The following is a 20,048-nucleotide window of genomic DNA, read 5'->3' as shown; positions in this document are numbered from 1 at the left end:
TGCCCGATCAGAACGGGTACTGCGGGATGTCCGGGCTGAGGGTGACCCATTGCAGCTCGGTGAACGCCTCGACGTTGGCGTCCGCCCCACCGAAGTGCACGCCCGTGCCGGAGGCCTTCATCCCACCCATGGGGGCGGTGGCCTCGTCCATCACGGTCATCTCGTTGATGTGGATCTTCCCGGCCGTGACGCGGTCCGCGACCTTCATGGCCTCCCCCACCTCGCCCAGGATCGACAGGGACAGCGCGTACTCGGAGGCGTTGGCCAGCGCCACGGCCTCGTCCACGGAGGACACCGCGATCACGGGTGCCACCGGGCCGAAGATCTCCTGGTTCCACGCCGGCATCTCAGGGGTGAGATCAGTTAGCACCGTGGGGCGATAGAACAACCCGTCGTGGGTGGCACCCGCCCGGATGGTGGCGCCGGCGATCACCGATTCCTGGACCTTGGAGTCCACGGACTTCAGCTGCTTCTCGTCGATGATCGGGCCCAGGTGGACCTGTCCCTCGGAGGGGTCGCCCACCACGAGGGCGTCCGCCTTGTCCGCGAGTCGCTGGACGTATTCCTCGTAGACGTCCCGGTGCACGATGTGCCGACCCGTGGTCATGCACACCTGACCCTGGTGGAAGAAGGTCCCCATAGCACCCACGCTCGCGGCCAGGTCCAGGTCGGCGGAGGGCAGCACGATCATCGCGTTGTTGCCACCGAGCTCCAGGTGCGTGCGCTTGAGATGCTGGGCACCGGCCGCGCCCACGTGCCGCCCCGCCTCGGTGGAACCCGTGAAGGACACGATCCGGACCTCGGGTGCGTCCACGGCGGCCGCACCGGCGTCCCCGCCGCCGGGCAGCACGTGCAGCACACCCTCGGGAAGCCCGGCCTCCTCGAAGATGCGTGCGATCAGCACTCCGCCGGTCACGGGCGTGCGCGGGTCCGGCTTGAGCAGCACCGCATTACCGAGCGCGAGCGCGGGTGCCACGGAACGGATCGAGAGGATCAGGGGGAAGTTGAACGGGGAGATCACCGACACCACCCCGGCGGGCAGACGCCGTGCGAGCGACCAGTGCGGGTCGTCCGAGGCCAGCACCTGGCCCTTCGCGTGCGTGGGCAGCGCGGACGCCTCGAAGCATTCCTGCGCGGCCACGTGGGCCTCCATCCCGGCCTTGGGCTGGATGGCGCCGGTCTCGCGCACGACCCAGTCCACGACCTCGGCAGCGTGCTCCTCGAACAACTGCCCCGCCCGGCGCAGCACGGCCGCGCGCTCGGTGGGCTTGAGCGCTGCCCAGGACTGCTGGGCCGACGACGCCGCGGACGCCGCCCGGTACACGTCCTCCGGCGTGGCCGCACCCACGTGACCCAGGACCGCTTCCGAGGCCGGGTTCAGCACCGTGATGGGCTCACCGGAACCCTCCGTCCACTCCCCGTCGAAGATCTTCCCGTCCCATCGGCCGTCCTCGAGAATCGCCATGTCCCTTACCTCCTGGTGTGCCACGTGATGGATCTCCATTGTGCGGGAGCCGGCCCCATCCAGACCACGGGCCGGGTGATATCCGCGGCCCGCGAACGGCATGGGAGTGAGCGGGCGACCCGAGGGTGCGCGAGCGGCATCGTCGTCCCCGAAGACGAGCCCCCTCGAGGAAGGCGCAGGCGGTCAGGGTTGCGGGTCGCGGGCGTCGTAGCGCATGAACCCGGGGAACATCCGCATGAGCAGCAGCACGAGCAGGAAGCAGATCACGGCACCCACCAGGGCGGCGAACCCGGGTCCGAGCCACTGGCCGCCGGCGCCCATGGCGGCGTCTCCCAGGCGAGGGCCGCCCGCAACCACCACGATGAAGATGCCCTGGAGCCTGCCGCGCAGCGAGTCGGGGGTGGCCGCCTGCAGGATGGTGGTGCGGAACAGCATGGACACCGAGTCCATGACCCCCGCAGCCACGAGCACCAGGCAGGACATGACGAGGGGCCACGCGGTGTCCCGGCCCCAGCCGCTGGAGGCCACCAGGATCACCGCACCGAACGCCATGATGCACACGGCCCACGCGGCCACGGCGGCGGCACACCCGCGACCGTGGTGATTGATGCGAATGAATGTTCCCGAGAAGACTCCCGCGAGGACGGATCCCGCCGCGAGCGCCGCGGTGAGCAGCCCCACCGTGAACTGGTCCCCGCCCAGCACGGACGCCCCCAGCACGGGGAACAGCGCGCGGGGCATGGCGAAGATCATGGCGGCCAGGTCCAGCAGGAACGTCATGCGCAGGTTGGGGCGGGTGGCCAGGAACCGGAACCCCTCCACGACGGAACGGAAACCGGCCTTGCTCGTGGCGCCGTCCTCCCCGGGGATGGGCGGCAGGGGTGGCAGTTTGTACATGGCCCACAGGCTCACGGCGAAGCTCAGGGCGTCCACCGTGTAGGCCCACCGGAAACCCAGTCCGGCCACCGTGAGCGCGCCCAGCAGCGGGCCCACCATGAGGCACGAGCCCATGGTCAGTTGGAACAGGGCGTTGGCGGCGGGCAGTTGTCGCATGGGGACCAGGCGCGGGACGATCGCACCGCGCACGGGCTGGTTCAGTCCCTGCGCGAAGGAGTGCAGGGCCACGATGCCGTAGAGCACCGCGACGCTCGCAATGTCCAGCCACGCGTGCGCGGCCAACGCCACGGTCATGATGAACAGGCCGAACGTGGTCCACAGGCCCGCCGAACGCCGGTCGGTGGCGTCCCCGATGCTGCCCCCGTAGAGACCTGCGATGATCAGGGGCACGAGCGCGAAGAAGCCCACCATCCCCACGGCGAACGTGGATCCGGTCAGCTCGAACACTTCCAGGCTGATCGCGATCACGGTGAACTGGCTTCCGAGCATCGACAGCGTGGACCCGATCCACAGTCGCCGGAAGGCGGGGATGTTCCGCACGGGGGCGATGTCGAGCAGGAAACGGGCCACGGGTCGATCCTAGGGGCAGGTGGGGGTGCGCACCTCACCCGTCACGATGCAAGTACGGCCCGTGCGTCCCACCCCTGAGTCCTCGTGCGTGTCCCCCGCACCACATACCCTGGGAGCACCCTTTTCCCCGGGATCACAGGAGTCCTCATGCGCACACGCGAACAGCGCCGGGCCGCGCGGTCGGCTCGCGGTTGGCCGCGGTTGCGCGTGCACGCCGTGCGCAACGGGGTGGGGGCCGTGATCCTCGGGGCGCTTCTCCTGTGGGTAACCCACGGACCCTTCCGTTTCGAGAACTTCCCGGCCGGGGACGTAGCCTGGGTCTGGCGTGTGATCGCCCTGGTCGTGGCGGTAATGCTGCCCTACGTGCTTCTGACCATGGGCGTGTATCTACTGGTCGCCGGCTTTCTGGCGACCAATAGGGCGGCGTTGGCCGCCGGGCGCGCCCGCACCGTGGTGCTCGAGCCCGAGGACCCGGAGGATCCCCCGGTCACCACGCACCGACTCTCGGAGCACACTCCCCCGGGCGTGAAGATCCGGGCCCACACGGTGCACGGTTGTCGTCACGACAACCGCTACACCCGTGATCTCCTGGGTTTACTGCCCGTTCAGTCGCCAGCGGCCCTCGCGCCCCTGGGGACGGGGATCGTGGCGCTCATCGCGGCCTCGATCTACTACTCCACGGGATACGCCGAACCCGCCGCCGTCCTGCTGCTGGGCGTGCTCTACCTCGGCTGGAAACTCTTCCGGGGTTGGCGCAGCCACCGCGTCTTCGCGGACACGCCGTGGCAGGCGCCGCGGGAAGTCGACACCGGTTCCGTCCCGCGTGTCACCCCGCTGCGGGACCAGGACACCGCACACCACCCCGTCACCCGGGTCTCCTACGTCACGGACGACGACGCCGCGGCGCCGCACGTACGGGAGCGAGCGGCGCCGTCGTCGTACGAGGTCGACGACCCGGAGGAGCCGTACGAGACCACCGACGAGCTGCCCGTGATCGAGAAGATCCGCGACCGGTATACCGAGCCCCGCCGGATGAGTGCGTCGCAGCGACGGTTGGCGGAGCGGGCGGAGCGCGAGGCGATCCGGCGGAGGCTCCCGCGCGTGGTCGAGGCCGAACGGGCGGACACGCACGCCACCGCCCCCCGGGTGGTACGTGATGCGCAGCGCACCGACCCGCGGGACGTCTATGAGACGGATCCGCAGGGGGAGGCCGCGGAGCAGGAACAGCAACGGCTCAACCAGAAGCGCTACGAGGACCACATGCAACGCCACCGCGACAAGCGGGAGGACCGGTTGCGCAATGCGGAGGCCCGGCAGCCCGAGGAGGCGCCCTCGCTGTGGGGGTACGCCAAGAACCGGCTCACGAGGCGCGGGGACGACTCCTAACGCTCAACGACCGCCACGGGGAGCTTCTCCGGCGTGTGGCTATCGTCGCGGGGATGACTTCTTATCTTCGGCGCTTGGCTCCTCCGCATTCAACACAGTGGCACCGGGCCGGGCCCCGGCCGCCGCGGGCGCACCCAGCTGCCAGATCCGCCGCACGGTCCAACCCAGGAGGATCACGAGCAGCACGTTACGCAGGGTCAGCACCCCGGCCATGACCGGGTTCGCGTGGATCAGCGGCGTGTAGAACAGCGGGTAGATCACGAACGTGGTCGCCGCGATGCCCAGGGTCAGTAAGGCCGGGATGCGCCACCGGACGCGATCGTGCAGCAGACCCACCATGATCACCGGGGCCAGCCAGATCATGAACTGCGGGGAGCCCACCTTGTTGAACACGATCAGCACGATGGTCAGCAGCAAGGATCCGGCGTGAACCAGGCGCGCCCTGTCCGCACCGCGCCGCAGTGCCCGGATGAGCAGCACCGCGGCAATGAGAACGGCCATGAGCAGCAGCGGCTGCATGAGGGAAGCCATGACCTCCACACCGGGACCGTAGACCTCGGTGGAGTTGATCGCGGTGTTGTCCGCGATCCGGGAGTCGGCGAGCCCCAGGAAAGCGGCCCACACCCACGGCGTGGAGAACGTGGCCTCGAGCTGCATCCCGCGGGAGCCTTGGTTGAGCAGGAAGTCCGCGATCCGCTCGATCCCGCCGAGCACCAGCACGCCCAGCACCACGAACAGCGTGACCACCACGCCCGCCGTGATGATGCGCACGCGCTGTTTGAGCGCGATGACCATGGCCAGCAGCACCGCGGCCGGCCACACCTTGATCCACGTGGCGATGCTCAGCAGCGTCGATCCCACCACCGGATGGCGCACGGCGTAGAGCAGGCCGATGAACACGATCGGCGCCGCCACACCCTCCACACGCGCGAAGCTGAGGTACCCCAGGAACACGGTGAAGACGACCCACCACCACCCGGCCAGTACACCGCTGCGCGGGGCGCGGTGAAGGAGGAACCACATGGCCACGGCGTTCAACGCGGTGATCATGAGCGTCCACGCCAGAAGGTAGAGGTCGTAGCCCGCGATCCTCGGGAACATGATGGGCACCTGCGCGAGCACGGGGTAGACCCACGGGCTGACGGAACCCTGGTCGGGCGCGTTGTACCCGGCCATCGCCCATTCGCGATACTGCTCGGTGTCACTGAACGCCCACCCGTGCAGGAAGAACGTGGCCATCCAGCACAGGAAGTACACGTGCACCACCGCGAAGCCCACCCACACGGCGGCGGGGCGGTTCAGCCACTCCTGCGGACGACGGCGCTGCGGCCCGGGCCGCGCGCCCGTCACCGAGTGAGCGGCGTCGTCGGCAGAGGCAGCCTCGGGGTGCGCCGTGGCTCCGCCAGTGGGTGCCGCGGGGGCACCCGTGCGCGGCACCGAGGTGCGGTGGGCGTCCCCGGGGGCGGGAGCCGCATCGTCATCAGGCGTGCGGGCCGGCAACCGGGCCTCCCTTCGCGGCGGAATTGGCGGGCCCGGTGGACCCCAGCCGGTACAGCCCGCGCGCGGACCACCACAGCAGGACTACGAGCAGCAGGTTGCGCAGGGTCAGCACGCCGGCCATGACGGGGTTGTTGTGGCTCAGCGCGGTGTAGAAGAGCGGGTAGACGAAGAACGTGGCGATCGCGATCAGCACCGCGAGGAACGCCGGGGTGCGCCACACCTTCCAGTTGTGCACCAGGCCCACCGCGATCACGGGGCCCAGCCACACCATGAACTGGGGCGAGCCCACCTTGTTGAACACGATGAAGGCCGTGACCATGGTCAGCGAACCCGCGAGGAACAGGGCCGTGCGGTCCAGGGCACCGGCGTGCACGCCGCGACGCAGCCCGCGGGCGATCAGCACCACGACCACCACGGCGGCCACCACGAACAGCGGCTGCATGAGCCGGGACATCACGTCCGAGCCGGGGCCGCTGACCTGCATCGAGTTGATGTCCGTGTTCATGTACATGCGGGAATCACCCACGCCCAGCACCGAGAGCCACAGCCACGGGGTGCTGAACGTGGCCTCGAGCTGCATGCCGCGGTCGCCCTGCTGGGTCATGAAGTCCGCGATCTGGCGCGGTGATCCGGACACGAACGCGGCCGCCGCGGCGAACAGCGTGACCAGGATCCCGGCGAGCAACACGGCGCCGCGGCGTCGTGCGGCGGTCAACAGGGCGATCACGACGGCGGCCGGCCAGACCTTGATCCACGTGGCCAGGCTGAGGATCGCGGAGGCCACGAACGGGCGGGACACCCCGTAGACCAGGCCCAGCAGCACGAGCGGGGCCGTGAGACCGTCCACGCGCGCAAAGCCCAGCCAGCCCATGAGCAGGATGAACACGAGCCACCACCAACCAGCGGGCAGGGCGGCGCGGTTACGACCCCAGTCGGTCAGCTTGCCCATGGCCACGGCGTTGAGCACCGCGATGATGAGCACCCACAGGAAGAAGTACGGGCCCGGGCCCGCAATGCCCGCGAGTCCCATGGGGATCTGCGCGAGCACGGGGTACACCCAGGGGCTGGGACCGTACGCGATGTTGCGGTCGTCGAAACCCGCTTCCGCCCACGCGCGGTAGATGTTGGTGTCGCTGAAGGCATTGCCCTGCAGCGAGACGATCAGGGCAAAAATCAGGAAGCCCACGTGCACCAGCAGGAACCCCACGAGCAGCGCGCCCGGTGTCATCAGACGATCCTGCGCGGCGCGGGGGAGCACGGCGTCCCGTGCCCGGGTGGCGGCCGTGAAATATCTCTCTGTGGGCACGGATGAGGTCCTTGTCCGAATGCGCGCGGGATTCTGTTCTGGTCCGGGGGTGTGCACTGGTCCTGTTCGGGGGCGTGCGGCGCCCGAGGATCCCGGCGCCTCGGACATACCGGTTCCGATTCTATGGGGAACCACTCCGGGGACCGCATACGGCGCCATGATGCGCTCACCCCGCCCCCAGGGAACCCCCAGAACGCGCACTGTTCGAGTGCAAACCGTCCTGTAAAGTCAGGGGTCGGAGCCGCTGGACACCTCGGCTCGCCCACCACTGGTTGGCTGAGGGGGCTGGAATCCATGACCGCGACCGGTTCTCGCCCCTCTCCCGCGCACACCGGTTCCACCGCCAAGAGTGATTCGCGCGCCCACATGGCGATCATCCAGGGCGTCATTGGTTCGCTCATGATGCTCGTGGGTTCCGTGGGGACCGGGTGGATCGCCAACGGCTCCCCCATGGTCCGGCACCCCCTGGTCATCGAACTGCGCGTGAACGTGTGGGGCGTGTACGGGTGCACCGTGCTGCTCACCGTGGGCGCCATGCTGCTCATCCGGTCGTGGTTGCGCCTCGGTCAACGCTTGCGGGGATGGCCGCACGGGTCGTTGCGCACCGTGATGATCGCCGTGATCGCATGGTCCCTGCCCCTGTTCCTCGCCGTTCCCATCTACTCGCGGGACGTGTACGCGTACATCGGTCAGGGCCGGTTGATGCTGGCCGGCAAGGACCCGTACGTGGAGGGGATCTCCTCGCTCGACAACTGGTTCATGCTGGGCGCGGATCCGGAATGGGCGGAGGCCCGCACCCCGTACGGCCCCTACTTCCTGTGGATCGCCGCCGGGGTCGTCCGGTTGACCAACGCCCAGCCGGACGCCTCCGTGATGCTGTTCCGGGCGGTGGCGTACGTGGGAGTGGTGCTGTGCATGATCTACGTGCCCAAGCTCGCGCGCCTGCACGGGATCAACGGGGCCCGGGCTCTCTGGATCGCCGTGGCCAACCCGCTGTTCCTCATCAGCTTCGTGGCCAGCGCCCACAACGACGCACTCATGGTGGGCCTCGCCGTGGCCGGCGTATACGCCGCGGCCACGAAATATCCCCTGCTGGGCATACTTCTGGTCACGGGATCCATCGGGATCAAACCCATCACCATCCTGCTGCTGCCGTTCATCGGTCTGCTCTGGGCGGGCAAGGGTGCCTCGTGGCCGCGGCGGTTCGTCATCTGGGCGGCCACCGCGCTCCTCAGTTTCGGGATCCTCGCGGTGAGCGGTTACGCGGATAACCTCGGTCTGGGCTGGGCCTGGGCCCTGTTGGACCCCACCCCGGGGTACACGGGGTACTCGCCGTCCGGGTTCCTGGGACAACAGGTGGAGCGCGTGGGAAACTTCTTCGGCCAACCGGGGGACGCCCTCGCATCGGTGTTCCGTCAGGTGCTGCAGTACGCGGCCATCGCCCTGGTCCTCGTGCTGATGTTCGTGGGCGGGGACCGCAGGATCGTGCGGCGGATGGCCCTCGCGTTCTCCGCCGTGGTGCTGCTGTCCCCCATCATCCAGCCCTGGTACATCCTGTGGCTCATCCCCCTGCTGGCCGCGACTGGCATCAAGGACAACTGGCAGATCCGCATCCTGTACATCGTGATCACGTTCTTCGTGGTCTTCGGTGCCCAGGACCAGCTGTCCGTGTGGCCGTTCATCGACCTCAGCGTGAGCGTGTCCCAGGTGGCGTTCGTGATCACGGTGGCCTTCACGCTCTACCTGGCGCTGATCGATCCCCGCACCCGCACCCTGCTGACCCACGGTGGGTTCCGGGGCTGGGTGGATCCCGGCCCCCCTCAGGTGGCCGCGGGTACGACGGCGCACAAGGACTAACGCAGGCCCCTGAGCCTTTCGAGCTCGCGGCGGTCCTTCTTGGTGGGCCGCCCCGCCCCACGGTCCCTGCGGGCCACCGGCACGCTGAGTTCCGCGGGCCGCGGCGGGGAGTGGTCGATGTAGCACTGGGCCGCCGCGGGGGCGCCCACACGCTTGACGATGAGCTTGGTGACCTGGAACTCCTGCTGCCACCCCGGGCGGCGCACACTCACCCGATCCCCCACCCGCACCGGCTGGGCGGCCTTCACGGGGGCGCCGTTGAGCCGCACGTGTCCCGCGCGGCACGCGGTCGTGGCGGCCGAGCGGGTCTTGAACAACCGGACCGACCACAACCACACATCCAGACGGGCGCTACCGGGTTCGTTGGCTGGGGCGTTCATGGGGTCCACGGTACTCGGGGACGACGATGTCGCCCCCGCCTGCCCCCAGTGGGGTCAAGGGATCACCCGGGTCCTGAACCATCACCAAACCGTCCCTGTGCTGGTTTCGTCGCGCACACGGGAACCCCCGGCTCTTTGTGAGCAATCTCATACCTCGGTCGGTACGGTGGGAGTGGGGCTTCACAAGGACGTGAGCCCCGAAGCCTCTGCGAAAGACGCAGAGGCAGTTGAGAACGGGGGTTGAGCACTCATGCTCAAGAACTTCATCAACAACACCTATGTGGAATCCGCATCCGAGGAATCCTTCGACCTGGTCAACCCGGCTACCGGTGAGGTGACGGAACAGTCTCCCAACTCGAACGAGCAAGATGTGAATGCCGCGTACGAGGCAGCCGCTAAAGCATCGAAGACATGGGGGCGCATGACCCCCGGTGCGCGACAACTCGCCATGCTGCGCATCGCCGACGCCCTCGAAGCACGGGGGTCCGAACTCGTGGACGCGCAATCTCGCAACACGGGCCAACCCAAGTACCTGATCCAGTCCGAGGAAGTCGATGTCTCCGCGGACCAGATCCGCTTCTTCGCCGGCGCAGCCCGCTTGATGGAGGGCCTCGCGAGTGGCGAATACATGGAGGGTCTCAACTCCGTGATCCGCCGGGAACCGATCGGCGTGGTGGGCCAGGTGACGCCGTGGAACTATCCCCTCATGATGGCCGTCTGGAAAGTGGGGCCAGCCCTGGCCGCAGGCAACACCATCGTGTTGAAACCATCGGACACGACTCCGGAGTCGACACTGCTGTTCGCTGAAATCGCCTCGGAGTTCCTTCCTGAAGGCACCTTCAACATCGTCCTGGGCGATGCCAAGACCGGGGAAACGGTCGTGTCACACCGCACGGCGGGACTCGTCTCCATCACCGGCTCGATCCGAGCCGGTCTGGCTGTCGCCGCATCCGCAGCGAAGAACCTCACGCGCGCTCACTTGGAACTGGGCGGAAAGGCGCCCTGCGTGGTGTTCGGGGACGCGGACCTGGACTCCGCCGCCTCCACGCTCGCAGAAGCCGGTTTCTTCAACGCCGGCCAGGACTGCACCGCCTCCACCCGCATCCTCGTGGAGGGATCGGTCCGTGACGAGTTCCTGGAGAAGATCACCCAAGCCGCGAAGGACACGGCATTCGGCACCCCGGACAAGGAGGACATCCTCTACGGCCCGCTCAACAACGCCAAGCAGCTCGAACAGGTGTCCGGGTTCATCGATCGTTTGCCGGAGCACGCCACCGTGACCACGGGTGGCAAGCAGGCGGACGGGCCCGGCTTCTTCTTCGAGCCGACCATCGTGGCGGATCTCGAGCAGGAGGACGAGGCCATTCAGAATGAGATCTTCGGTCCCGTCATCACCGTCCAGACCTTCTCCACGGAGGAGCAGGCCGTGGAGATGGCGAACGGGGTGGAATACGGATTGGCGTCGTCCGTGTGGACCAAGGATCACGGCCGCGCGTTGCGGATGTCCCGCGATCTGGACTACGGCTGCGTATGGATCAACACCCACATCCCGTTGGTCGCCGAGATGCCCCACGGCGGCTTCAAGCACTCCGGCTACGGCAAGGACCTCTCCAAGTACGCCGTGGAGGAGTACACCCGCGTCAAGCACGTGATGAGCTCGTTGGACTGACGGCGGGAACGAACGAGGGAAGGAGCGCATCATGACCGACATTCGAGAACTCGTGCTCACCGCTGACCGCGAGCTGTTCACCGAACACGACCTGAGCACCCTGGACCGCAATTTCGCCGAGGACTACGTGGAGCATTCGCCGCTCGTGGCCAACGGTAAGGAAGGCCTGCGGGAGCTGGTCACCGACGCGGGCGAGGGTCTGAGGCACGACGTCGCGCGCGTAGTCGTGGACGAAAAGGCCGGTTTGGTCGCGCTGCACGGTGCCTATCCCGGGTTGGATCCGGACACCGTGTTCGTGGGGTTCGACATCTACCGCGTGGCCGACGGCAAGATCGTGGAGCACTGGGACGGCCTGGTGGATCAGACACCACCCAACGAGTCGGGCCACACCCAGCTGGACGGCCCCACGGAGGTGGACACATCCGCCGACACCGAGGCCAACAGGGAGTTCGTCAAGCGGGCCTGGGCTACGTTCTTACAGGGCCAGGACTACGACGCCGCGGGCGATTTCACGCGTTCGGACGGGCGGTTCACGCAGCACTCGGGTGACATCGCCGACGGTGTGCAGAACATGGTCGACTTCTTGAAACACCTCAAGGAGGACGGTTCTGCACTGACCTACGACACATTGCACCGCACGGTGGCTGACGGGAACTTCGTCCTGACGTTCTCGGAAGGATCCATCGCCGGTGACCGCCACTTCTTCTGCGAACTGTGGCGCATCGAGGACGGCGCGTGGGTCGAACTGTGGGACGCCATCGGACCGGTTCCGTCGGATGACGAACTGGCGCACCCGCACGGTGCGTTCACGTCGGTAGCGGACTGAACCTGACCGAGACGACCTGACAATGCAGTGGCCCCGTGGACGCGTGATGGCGTCCACGGGGCCACTGCCCGATCTGTTCCAGTGATCGAGGAGCACATCATTCGGGACCGTCAGCGCCCGGGCCCGCCGTGACCTCCGGCGTCCGCAGGGGCACCCGCTGAGGGAGCGGCGTCGTCGTGGGCATGGTCGTGACCCTTGTGGGGAACGTGTCCGTGCGCCTTCTCCTCCCGCGCCGGAGCCTCCGGTTTGCCCGTCACCACCGCGAGTTCCACCGACGTCTGCGGCAGGTCGATGGTCTTGGCCACTTCACCCTTGGTCAGATCCACCACGTGCAGTTTCTTGTTCTGCGCGTCGGTCACGTAGGCGCTCGAGCCGGCCACCTTGATCGCGGGGCCCGCCTCCTGCCAGTCCGCCTTCTCCTCCCACGGCTGGATCACGTCGGTCTTCCGGACCACCTTTCCGGACTCCACGTCGATCACGTTGAGCTTGCCGTCGTACGTGAGCACCAAAGCCTCACCCTCCGGCCCGCGGGCCAGCGAACGGAACCAGTAGGACGAGCCCAAGTCCACCAGCCGGTGCGACCCGTCCCGGGTGTCGAAGAGGGCCACACACGTGGGGCGCTCCTGCTCGGCATCCTCGTCCACCTTGTAGTCGCCCAGCACGATCGGCGACCTCTCCGAACCTGCGAGGTTGCCCGAGCGCGCGTAGGCGTCCGCCACGGCCACCTTGTGGAACGTCCCGTCCCGATAGATCACGGGCCCGTTCTCGCAACCCGCCATCACGGTGTCGGTGCTCGCTCCCGGCGCGGCCGCCGCCTCACCGTGCACGCCCGGGCAGTCCGTCGTCTCGGCCTTGACGGCGCCGTCCTTGCCAAGCACGCGCACGGTGTGCCGTTCATCCTCCGTGCCCTGGGTCGTGAACAGCGTGCCGTCGGTCAGCTCGAGCGCCACCCCGTGGTGCGGGTGGTGAGCATGACTGCGGGAGGCTCCATGACCTACCCCCGTGCATAACCCAATCAATGGCCGACATTCCCCGTCCGCGTCGAAGAAGAAATACGAATGAAGTACCGTACTATTTTCATGAGGGTGATCCTGCTAGACTGAATCCCCATCAATACACATGACAATGGACTTCACGAGGCGCGAGAAGTGAATAATGGATCACCTGGCCATTCTTATCGGTTCGATATTGCTTATCCTTCTGGCTGCTGGCCTCATTTACTTTTTCGGAAGTGTCTTTAAATCCGCACTGTTCGGCGGCTCCAACCGGCCATCCGACCCGGATGATCCACGCCGGCGCCGATGACCAAGCGCTCGAGACGCCGGATATTGGGGCGCGGCCCCGCAATGCACGTAATGCACGTAATGCAGTCATAAATATCCCACCCATAAGGGCTGGATGCACCCTCGGCACCTCCCATGGCGATAACCCACTGCCACCCAGTTCCACCAAATCAAAGATTGCATAGAATTTTCCCGGCAGTACGACGCCCATCCTCATTTCGGTATTTCTGTTCGAGGTAATTCGCCCCCACCCCTGGACGCCGGCGCCAGCATTCGGGGCATGATGGGACCAACCGTCACCGTCGCGAGGAGCCGCAGCATGAGCCCGTCACCGCACACCGTGGGAATCATCGGTCTCGGATCCATGGGCAAGCCCATGGCCGGGCACATCATCAGCGCCGGGCACGACGTGGTGGTTCTGCATCGCAGCCTCCACAAGGCCCCGGGGGCCCGCGCGGTGGACACGCCGCGGCACATGGCGCGCCAGTGCGACATCGTGATCCTGTTGGTGCCCGGCGCCCCGGAAATCGACGGCGTGCTGGAAGAACTCGCTGAGGGCGCCCGCGAGCGCGACGCCGACCACGACCGCCTGGTCCTGGCGATCAGCTCCACCGTCTCTCCCGTGGACATCACCCGCTGGCACCGGGACAGCTCGGGTGTCGAGTTCGTGGACGCGCCCATAAGCGGCGGGGAGGCCGGGGCGATCCGCGGGGACCTGTCCGTCATGGTGGGCGGCGACGACGCCGCCGCCGGCCTGGTCTCGGACGTCCTGTCCTCGTGCGGTCGCCCCGTCCGCCTGGGGCCGCTGGGGGCCGGGCAGGTAGCGAAGGCGTGCAACCAGCTGATCTGCGCGGCGGAGATCGTGGCGATCTCCGAGGCCAGCGTGGTGGCCGAACGGGCCGGACTGGACCTGGCCACACTGCTGGACCTGCTCCAGGGCGGCTACGCGGGATCCACCATCCTGGCGGACAAGACTCCCAAGCTCGTGGGCCACGACTACTCGGTGTCCGCGCAGGCGGCCTTCGTGCACAAGGACGTCTCCGCGTACCTGGATGCCGCCCGCGCCACCGGAACCACGTCGGTGCTGGGCGGGCCCATCGCGGCCGCGGCGCAACAGCTCATCGACGCGGGACTGGGCGAGCAGGACTCCGCGGTGTTCCAGAAGTGGATCGCGGACAGAACCGAGAAGTGAACGACCTGGGACCCACCCCTGAGAACACCTGTGCCCCGATAATGCACGCCACAGCGTCGTAGCGTGCATTATCGGGGCAGGAATGTAGTGAGGGCCCTGAACCCTACTTGTAGAACCGGCTCAGGAAGCGCGCCACCACCGCGGGGCGCTCCTCCCCCTCGATCTCGATCGTCGCATCCGCCACGAGGTGCAGGCCGTTGCCCTTGACCTCCGAGACTTCCGCGATGGTCACGGTCATCCGGATGCGTGCGCCCACCTTCGCCGGTGAGGTGAAACGGACCTTGTCCACGCCGTAGCTGACCTTGGTCTTCACGTCGGACACGTCGAAGAGCTCGGACCACATGGGGATCAGCAGCGACAGGGTCAGGAACCCGTGTGCGATGGGCCCACCGAACGGACCGTCCGCGGCCTTCTCCGGATCGGCGTGAATCCACTGGTGGTCATCGGTGGCGTCCGCGAACAGGTTCACCTGGTCCTGGGTGATCTCGCGCCGCTCGGAGTAGCCCAAATCCTTCCCTGCGAGCTCGGCCACCTCGTCGAACAGAACAACGGTCTTGGCGGTCATGACATGTTCCCTCTGGGGTTCTGCTCCGGCGGTGATGGGCGTCACCACATGTTTCTTTCATGGGACCGATTTAATTGATATTGCCAACGGTTAAGATTATCCACGACGATCCTTCGGCGGACGGTCCCACCCCCGCCCACCGCACGGAGCACGTCACGACACGACACGACACCCAGGAGCAGCGACATGACCACCCCCCTTCCGCAGGACGCCCTTGGCCTGGCGCCGGACCTGAGGGCGAGTGATCTCGCATCCGAACCGGTGTTCCTCATGGCCCGCGCGAGTTCCCTGGGCTCCGCGTCCGCCAACCGGGCCCTGGGGGAACTGGACCTGAAGGTGCGCCACTACTCGGCCCTGTCCCTCGTGTGTTCGGACCTGCACCCGTCCCAGCGGGAGCTGAGCAGGTACCTGGTCCTGGACCCCAGCCAGATCGTGCTGATCGTGGATTCCCTCGAGCGTCGCGGGGCCGTGGTGCGGCGCACCGATCCCAATGATCGCCGCTCCAAGTTGATCGAGCCCACGGACGAGGGCCGCGAGCTCTACCGGCGTGCGCGCGCCGCGGTGGACCACTGCACGGACGGGACACTGGCACCCCTGAGCGAGGACGAACGGGCCACCTTGTTGGACTTGCTGCAGCGCGTGGCACTGGGCTGAGCGCACCGTCATACGGCCCCGCCCGCCCCGGGATTCCGGGTGTTCACGCCCGCGAACACGTATCATGGAACCAGCACACTCGACTCCCCCGCGCTCCCCCTACCGATCGAGGTCACGCACCATGCGCTCCGCCGCCCCCGCCACCTTTTCCGCCCTCTGCGCCATGCTGCTGCTCACCGGTTGCGGTTCCGGCGGCGACGCAGGGGGCGACGACACCGCGAACAGTACCGCAGCGACGTCGTCCACCGCGACCGAACAGCCCAGCGCGACACCCACGCCCACCCAGCCGCCAGAGCTGATCGGCGGGGGCACCACCCTGTTCCCCGAGCGCCGGTTCGTGGCGCTCTACGGACACCCGGGCACCCCGGGGCTGGGCGCGCTGGGTGAGCAGGGGCCGGAGGAATCCGCCGAGCGGGCGATCGAGCTGGCCAAGCAGTACGAGCCCTACAGCCAGGAGAAAGTGATCCCGGCGTTCGAGATCATCGCGACCACCGCCTCCTCCGACCCGGGACCGGACGGCGACTTCTCCAGCGAGGCTCCCGTGGAGCGCCTCATGCCGTACATCGAGGCCGCGCAGAAGCACGGGATCTACGTGGTCCTGGACCTGCAACCCGGCCGCTCGGACTTCCTGTCCCAGGCCAAGCGGTATGAGGAACTGCTGAAGCGCCCCAACGTGGGCCTGGCCCTGGACCCCGAGTGGCGGCTGGGGCCCGGGCAGTACCCGCTGCAGCAGATCGGGTCCGTGAGCGCTCAGGAGATCAACGAGACCACGCAGTGGCTCGCCCGGCTCACGACCGAGAACGGCCTGCCCCAGAAGACCCTGATCCTGCACCAGTTCTCCATGCCCATGATCCAGAACCGTGAGGCCATCACGACGGACCACCCCGAGCTCGCGTTCCTCCTGCACGCGGACGGACACGGCACCCCGGATCTGAAGATGTCCACGTGGGACGCTCTGCAGCACGAGCTGCCCCGGGGGATCCGCATGGCGTGGAAGAACTTCTACGACGAGGACACCCCCACGTTCACCCCCAAGCAGACCTTCGAGCTGACGCCCAAGCCGTGGTTCGTGTCCTACCAGTGAGCCGCTCGGGCTGGCGGAGTTTTTGGTTCGGCAGACACCGCGGTTCCGGTGACTCGCCCGGGCCGGCAGGCCCGCCACTCCCGAGGTTTTGAAGCGGGTGCTCCCAGGAAATTGTTCCGCGCCATGTCTTCCCCCGGCCGGGATGTCGGGTCTAGATTATGAGGACCTGTTCGCTCCACGGAAGGAAGTGCCTATGGGACTCGGTGACAAGATCAGTAATGCTGCGGAGAAGGCTTCCGGTTCCGCCAAGGAAAAGCTTGGTGACGCCACGGACAACGCAGATCTGCAAGCTGAGGGTGCCGGGGAGAAAGCTTCCGGTGGCGCCAAGCAGTCCGTGGAGAACATCAAAGACGCCGGCAAGAATCTGAAGGACGGGCTGGGCTGAGATCCGCACCCGCCACCTTTCGACCGGAGGGCCCTCGTCGTGAACACGACGGGGGCCTTTCGTCTGCCCGCCCCACCGCCGGCAACGGCGCCTGTCGTGCACTCCGCCCCACCACCCCCGCATCGCTTCCCGCCCCACTACCCCTGCATTAGTGGAGCAAAAGCAGCTTCGTGGCGCCGAATCCTGCTTCTACTCAGATAAAGCAGGGGCTGCAGTGGGTCCGGATCACCGCACCGCGAACCGCTTGCGCGCGATCAGCAGGCACACCAGGGATAGGGCCGCCACCACCGCGTAGTAGATGCTCGGTGAGGTCAGAGAGCCGGTGGAGCTCACGAGCCACGCGAGCACGAGGGGTGCGAATCCCCCGAACACCGTGACGCCCAGGTTGTAGGCCACGGACATCCCCGTGGTGCGGATCTGCGTGGGGAACATGTCGGTGAGCAGCGCGGGCATGGGGCCGAAGTACAGGGCCATGATCACGCCCAGCACCGCTTGCACCACGGTGAGGGTGGCCACCGTCGGAGCCGCGACCAACCACAGGAACAGCGGGTACACCACCACGATGCCCACCGCGGAGGCCACGAGCATGACCCGGGCAGGTCCCACGCGGTCCGCGAGGTGCCCCACGAACGGGGAGCCCACCAGGGTCACCGCGCCGGCCACCACACCGCCCAGGTACGCGGCCCACGAGGGCAGGTCAAAGTTCTGGATCGAGTACGTGGGCATGAACAGGATCGTGTACACGGACATGGACGCCAGGCCCACCACACCTGCGGCCGTGAGCCACCGGCCGGCGGAGTGGACGATGGTCTGCGCGAGGGGACCGCGCCCGAGGGGCGGGCGGGGCGGCGTCGTCGTACCCGTGTTCTCCGAGGGCGACGACGCCGCTCGCGCACGCTCGTCCTGCAACGCCCGGAAGTCTGGGGTCTCATCCATGCGCAAGCGGATGTAGAGGCCCACGGGGCCGATGAGCAGGCCGAAGAGGTAGGGGATGCGCCAGCCCCACGAGTACAGCGCGTCGTGGCTCAGCAGGGTGTGCAGCGCGAACCCGAAACCCGAGGCCATCAGGATCGCAAGGCCCTGGGTCGCCACTTGCCACGACCCGTAGAAGGCGCGCTTGTCTGGGGCGTTCTCGATCAGGAACGCGGTGGCCGTGCCGAACTCGCCACCGGCGGAGAAGCCCTGGATCAGGCGGGCGAGCAGGATGAGCAGCGCTGCCGCGGGGCCGATGACCGCCGCCGTGGGGGCGAGCAGCATGATGAGCGTGCCGAGCATCATCAGGGCAATCGTGATGGTCAGGGCCGGGCGGCGACCGTGGCGGTCCGCGTAGGAGCCCAGCACCAGGGCACCGAGCGGGCGGATCAGGTACGACAGCGCGAACGTACCGAACGTCAGCAGGGTGCCCGTGACCTGTCCGATCGAATCCGACTCGAAGAACAGCGCGGAAATCACGACCGCGAGGGACGAGTAGACGATGATGTCGAACCACTCGAGCGCGTTACCGATCGAGGACGCGACCACGGCGCGGCGAGCGGTGACACGCTGCTCGTGCGTGACGGGCAGATGGGTAGGTGCGCTACTCATGTCTGCACACTAGCCCACGGGTCGCTCCTCCCGCGGCCGCCGTGACGCCGCATGACGGCGAGCCGCCGACTTATACTGGGGCACGGCATGGAACCGGCACGGGACGTGTCACACCCCAGGACAGGAGCAGTGCAATGATCTTCATCGTGGTCAAGTTCGAGGTCAAGGACGAGTACGCCGAGCGTTGGCCCGAGATCGTCGCGGACTTCACTGCCGCGACCCGCCAGGAGCCGGGCAACAAGTGGTTCGACTGGTCCCGCAGCCTGGACAACCCCAACGAGTACGTGCTCGTGGAGGCCTTCGAGGACGACGCCGCCGAGGCCCACGTGAAGTCCGAGCACTTCACCGCCATGACCGAGAAGTTCCCGCCGTACCTCGTCCGCACCCCGCGTATCATCTCCCGCCAGATCGACGGTGATGGCTGGGATGAGATGGGTGAAGTCACCGTCGAGGGCTGAGGCATTGAGGACCGGGGAACCCGTGAACCCGTGAACCGGTTCCTCGTGGGCCTGGACATCGGCGGATCCCACACCCGCGGCGTACTGTTCCGCGGGGACTCCCCGGTGCGCGAAGCTCGTTCCGGCAGCGCGAACGTGCAGAACGTCAGCCGGGAGCGGGCCGCCCAGTCACTGCGGGAGATCTTCGCCCGCTTGGAACCGCCACCCGGCACCACGGTTCTCGCCGGCGCCGGCGGTGTGGACACCCCGCACGACGCCGCTGCGCTGACGCAGCTCATTCGCTCCGTGGCTGAGGCCGCAGCGGGCGCTGGCCCGGCGTCGGAGACGCCCGTGATCGCGGTGCATGACACCCGCCTGATCCTCGCCGCGGGCGGACACACCGAGGGCATCGCGGCGATCGCGGGAACCGGTTCCGTGGCGTGGGGTGTGAACGCTTCCGGCCACGGGACCCGCGCCGGGGGCTGGGGCTACCTGCTCGGCGACGAGGGCAGCGGGTACTGGCTCGGCCGGGAAGCGGTACGCCATGTGCTGCGGGACGCGCAGCACAGGGGAGCGAGCGACGAGACCCCCGCAGAGGACGACCGGTTCGCTCGGGCCGTGTTGGGACACGCCGGGGTCGACACGCCCACCGAGCTGATCGCGGCGTTCCACGACCGCCCCGACCGCACCCACTGGGCCGGTCTGGCCCGCACGGTGATCGAGCTGGCCCCGCACGACGACGCCGCTCGCGAGTTGGTCTCGGCGGCCGCCGCGCACCTCGCGGAGCTGATCATCACCGTGGCCAGGAACCTGGGCGAGCCCCTCCCCGTAGTGATGGGAGGCGGGCTCGCAACCACCTCGGTGGGCGTGGAGCTCAGGGAACGCCTGGGCGATCATGGACTGCGGGTCACGCTGTTGGACCGGGAACCCGTGCTGGGAGCACCCCTGCTCGCCCGCGCCACGGGGCTGTGGGACGGGCGAGCGGGTCGGGCGGGCTGAACACCCACG

19 protein-coding genes are annotated in these 20,048 nt (G+C 67.7%); 10 read left to right on the top strand and 9 right to left on the bottom strand.

Annotated elements, in window-relative coordinates:
• Positions 1-7: 7 nt before the first annotated feature.
• Together RF650_RS02300 and RF650_RS02295 are read right to left on the bottom strand one after the other, a co-directional pair.
• Positions 8-1,465 (bottom strand): benzaldehyde dehydrogenase, encoded by a 1,458-nt coding sequence (locus tag RF650_RS02300; RefSeq protein ID WP_368813958.1) that lies wholly within the window; start codon positions 1,463-1,465, stop codon positions 8-10.
• Between the two features lie 183 nt (positions 1,466-1,648).
• The gene (locus RF650_RS02295) at positions 1,649-2,932 is read right to left on the bottom strand and encodes an MFS transporter (RefSeq protein WP_368813957.1); all 1,284 of its coding nucleotides are present in this window, start codon (positions 2,930-2,932) and stop codon (positions 1,649-1,651) included.
• 147 nt (positions 2,933-3,079) lie between these two features.
• On the opposite strand from RF650_RS02295, the gene RF650_RS02290 reads away from it, so the two are divergent.
• Complete coding sequence (locus RF650_RS02290; RefSeq protein ID WP_368813956.1) at positions 3,080-4,318, top strand: hypothetical protein; 1,239 nt, start codon at positions 3,080-3,082, stop codon at positions 4,316-4,318.
• Positions 4,319-4,357: 39 nt separating this feature from the next.
• Here RF650_RS02290 and RF650_RS02285 read toward each other — a convergent pair whose 3' ends face one another.
• Together RF650_RS02285 and RF650_RS02280 are read right to left on the bottom strand one after the other, a co-directional pair.
• Positions 4,358-5,668, bottom strand: coding sequence for a hypothetical protein (locus RF650_RS02285; RefSeq protein ID WP_368814039.1), 1,311 nt, complete (start codon positions 5,666-5,668; stop codon positions 4,358-4,360).
• Positions 5,669-5,798: 130 nt separating this feature from the next.
• Positions 5,799-7,124 (bottom strand): glycosyltransferase family 87 protein, encoded by a 1,326-nt coding sequence (locus RF650_RS02280; RefSeq protein WP_242670548.1) that lies wholly within the window; start codon positions 7,122-7,124, stop codon positions 5,799-5,801.
• 294 nt (positions 7,125-7,418) lie between these two features.
• On the opposite strand from RF650_RS02280, the gene mptB reads away from it, so the two are divergent.
• A complete protein-coding gene (gene mptB, locus RF650_RS02275) occupies positions 7,419-8,981 on the top strand; it encodes a polyprenol phosphomannose-dependent alpha 1,6 mannosyltransferase MptB (RefSeq protein ID WP_368813955.1) in 1,563 nt (520 codons plus the stop codon).
• Here the strand turns inward: mptB and RF650_RS02270 are convergent.
• Positions 8,978-9,361, bottom strand: a complete 384-nt coding sequence (locus RF650_RS02270) for an RNA-binding S4 domain-containing protein (RefSeq protein ID WP_068466774.1) — start codon at positions 9,359-9,361, stop codon at positions 8,978-8,980. The genes mptB and RF650_RS02270 overlap by 4 nt on opposite strands.
• A 250-nt stretch (positions 9,362-9,611) precedes the next feature.
• Here RF650_RS02270 and RF650_RS02265 point away from each other — a divergent pair, with 250 nt between their 5' ends.
• Both RF650_RS02265 and RF650_RS02260 read left to right on the top strand, forming a co-directional pair.
• Positions 9,612-11,030: a gamma-aminobutyraldehyde dehydrogenase gene (locus RF650_RS02265; RefSeq protein WP_131332112.1), complete on the top strand. Its 1,419-nt coding sequence runs from the start codon at positions 9,612-9,614 to the stop codon at positions 11,028-11,030.
• A gap of 31 nt (positions 11,031-11,061) precedes the next feature.
• The gene (locus RF650_RS02260) at positions 11,062-11,856 is read left to right on the top strand and encodes a nuclear transport factor 2 family protein (protein ID WP_064846409.1); all 795 of its coding nucleotides are present in this window, start codon (positions 11,062-11,064) and stop codon (positions 11,854-11,856) included.
• A 110-nt stretch (positions 11,857-11,966) separates the two neighbouring features.
• Here the strand turns inward: RF650_RS02260 and RF650_RS02255 are convergent, their stop codons facing one another.
• Entirely contained in the window at positions 11,967-12,806 is an 840-nt protein-coding gene (locus RF650_RS02255) for a hypothetical protein (RefSeq protein ID WP_242670547.1), read from the bottom strand.
• 160 nt (positions 12,807-12,966) lie between these two features.
• Positions 12,967-13,350, bottom strand: a complete 384-nt coding sequence (locus RF650_RS02250; RefSeq protein WP_131332111.1) for a hypothetical protein — start codon at positions 13,348-13,350, stop codon at positions 12,967-12,969.
• A gap of 108 nt (positions 13,351-13,458) precedes the next feature.
• Between RF650_RS02250 and RF650_RS02245 the strand changes: the two genes are divergently transcribed.
• Positions 13,459-14,331, top strand: coding sequence for an NAD(P)-dependent oxidoreductase (locus tag RF650_RS02245; protein WP_368813954.1), 873 nt, complete (start codon positions 13,459-13,461; stop codon positions 14,329-14,331).
• Between the two features lie 103 nt (positions 14,332-14,434).
• On the opposite strand, the gene RF650_RS02240 is transcribed toward RF650_RS02245, so the two are convergent.
• Positions 14,435-14,896 carry a MaoC family dehydratase gene (locus RF650_RS02240; RefSeq protein ID WP_131332109.1) on the bottom strand — a complete coding sequence of 154 codons (462 nt, stop codon included), beginning with the start codon at positions 14,894-14,896 and terminating at the stop codon, positions 14,435-14,437.
• A gap of 186 nt (positions 14,897-15,082) precedes the next feature.
• Here RF650_RS02240 and RF650_RS02235 point away from each other — a divergent pair, with 186 nt between their 5' ends.
• From RF650_RS02235 to RF650_RS02225, 3 genes are all read left to right on the top strand, one after another.
• Positions 15,083-15,550 carry a MarR family winged helix-turn-helix transcriptional regulator gene (locus RF650_RS02235; RefSeq protein ID WP_131332108.1) on the top strand — a complete coding sequence of 156 codons (468 nt, stop codon included), beginning with the start codon at positions 15,083-15,085 and terminating at the stop codon, positions 15,548-15,550.
• A gap of 121 nt (positions 15,551-15,671) precedes the next feature.
• Positions 15,672-16,634 (top strand): hypothetical protein, encoded by a 963-nt coding sequence (locus RF650_RS02230; RefSeq protein ID WP_131332107.1) that lies wholly within the window; start codon positions 15,672-15,674, stop codon positions 16,632-16,634.
• Positions 16,635-16,827: 193 nt separating this feature from the next.
• Positions 16,828-17,019 (top strand): CsbD family protein, encoded by a 192-nt coding sequence (locus RF650_RS02225; protein ID WP_035965533.1) that lies wholly within the window; start codon positions 16,828-16,830, stop codon positions 17,017-17,019.
• Between the two features lie 225 nt (positions 17,020-17,244).
• On the opposite strand, the gene RF650_RS02220 is transcribed toward RF650_RS02225, so the two are convergent.
• Positions 17,245-18,603 carry an MFS transporter gene (locus RF650_RS02220; protein WP_368813953.1) on the bottom strand — a complete coding sequence of 453 codons (1,359 nt, stop codon included), beginning with the start codon at positions 18,601-18,603 and terminating at the stop codon, positions 17,245-17,247.
• 134 nt (positions 18,604-18,737) lie between these two features.
• On the opposite strand from RF650_RS02220, the gene RF650_RS02215 reads away from it, so the two are divergent.
• Both RF650_RS02215 and RF650_RS02210 read left to right on the top strand, forming a co-directional pair.
• Positions 18,738-19,061, top strand: coding sequence for a putative quinol monooxygenase (locus RF650_RS02215; protein ID WP_064845396.1), 324 nt, complete (start codon positions 18,738-18,740; stop codon positions 19,059-19,061).
• A 30-nt stretch (positions 19,062-19,091) separates the two neighbouring features.
• Positions 19,092-20,039, top strand: a complete 948-nt coding sequence (locus RF650_RS02210) for an N-acetylglucosamine kinase (RefSeq protein WP_242670546.1) — start codon at positions 19,092-19,094, stop codon at positions 20,037-20,039.
• Positions 20,040-20,048: the final 9 nt, after the last annotated feature.

This window comes from Kocuria sp. CPCC 205297, assembly GCF_040981035.1.
GTDB lineage: Bacteria > Actinomycetota > Actinomycetes > Actinomycetales > Micrococcaceae > Kocuria > Kocuria marina.
The sequence above is the reverse complement of the archived record's forward strand: the minus strand, read 5'-3'. Positions and strand labels throughout refer to the sequence as shown.

What these genes read in the sequence shown, in the direction of transcription:
- RF650_RS02300 (WP_368813958.1), bottom strand. Translation starts at nt 1,465, where the DNA reads ATGGCGATTCTCGAGGACGGCCGATGGGACGGGAAGATCTTCGACGGG.
- RF650_RS02290 (WP_368813956.1), top strand. Translation starts at nt 3,080, where the DNA reads ATGCGCACACGCGAACAGCGCCGGGCCGCGCGGTCGGCTCGCGGTTGG.
- mptB (WP_368813955.1), top strand. Translation starts at nt 7,419, where the DNA reads ATGACCGCGACCGGTTCTCGCCCCTCTCCCGCGCACACCGGTTCCACC.
- RF650_RS02270 (WP_068466774.1), bottom strand. Translation starts at nt 9,361, where the DNA reads ATGAACGCCCCAGCCAACGAACCCGGTAGCGCCCGTCTGGATGTGTGG.
- RF650_RS02265 (WP_131332112.1), top strand. Translation starts at nt 9,612, where the DNA reads ATGCTCAAGAACTTCATCAACAACACCTATGTGGAATCCGCATCCGAG.
- RF650_RS02260 (WP_064846409.1), top strand. Translation starts at nt 11,062, where the DNA reads ATGACCGACATTCGAGAACTCGTGCTCACCGCTGACCGCGAGCTGTTC.
- RF650_RS02250 (WP_131332111.1), bottom strand. Translation starts at nt 13,350, where the DNA reads ATGGGCGTCGTACTGCCGGGAAAATTCTATGCAATCTTTGATTTGGTG.
- RF650_RS02245 (WP_368813954.1), top strand. Translation starts at nt 13,459, where the DNA reads ATGAGCCCGTCACCGCACACCGTGGGAATCATCGGTCTCGGATCCATG.
- RF650_RS02240 (WP_131332109.1), bottom strand. Translation starts at nt 14,896, where the DNA reads ATGACCGCCAAGACCGTTGTTCTGTTCGACGAGGTGGCCGAGCTCGCA.
- RF650_RS02235 (WP_131332108.1), top strand. Translation starts at nt 15,083, where the DNA reads ATGACCACCCCCCTTCCGCAGGACGCCCTTGGCCTGGCGCCGGACCTG.
- RF650_RS02230 (WP_131332107.1), top strand. Translation starts at nt 15,672, where the DNA reads ATGCGCTCCGCCGCCCCCGCCACCTTTTCCGCCCTCTGCGCCATGCTG.
- RF650_RS02225 (WP_035965533.1), top strand. Translation starts at nt 16,828, where the DNA reads ATGGGACTCGGTGACAAGATCAGTAATGCTGCGGAGAAGGCTTCCGGT.
- RF650_RS02220 (WP_368813953.1), bottom strand. Translation starts at nt 18,603, where the DNA reads ATGAGTAGCGCACCTACCCATCTGCCCGTCACGCACGAGCAGCGTGTC.
- RF650_RS02215 (WP_064845396.1), top strand. Translation starts at nt 18,738, where the DNA reads ATGATCTTCATCGTGGTCAAGTTCGAGGTCAAGGACGAGTACGCCGAG.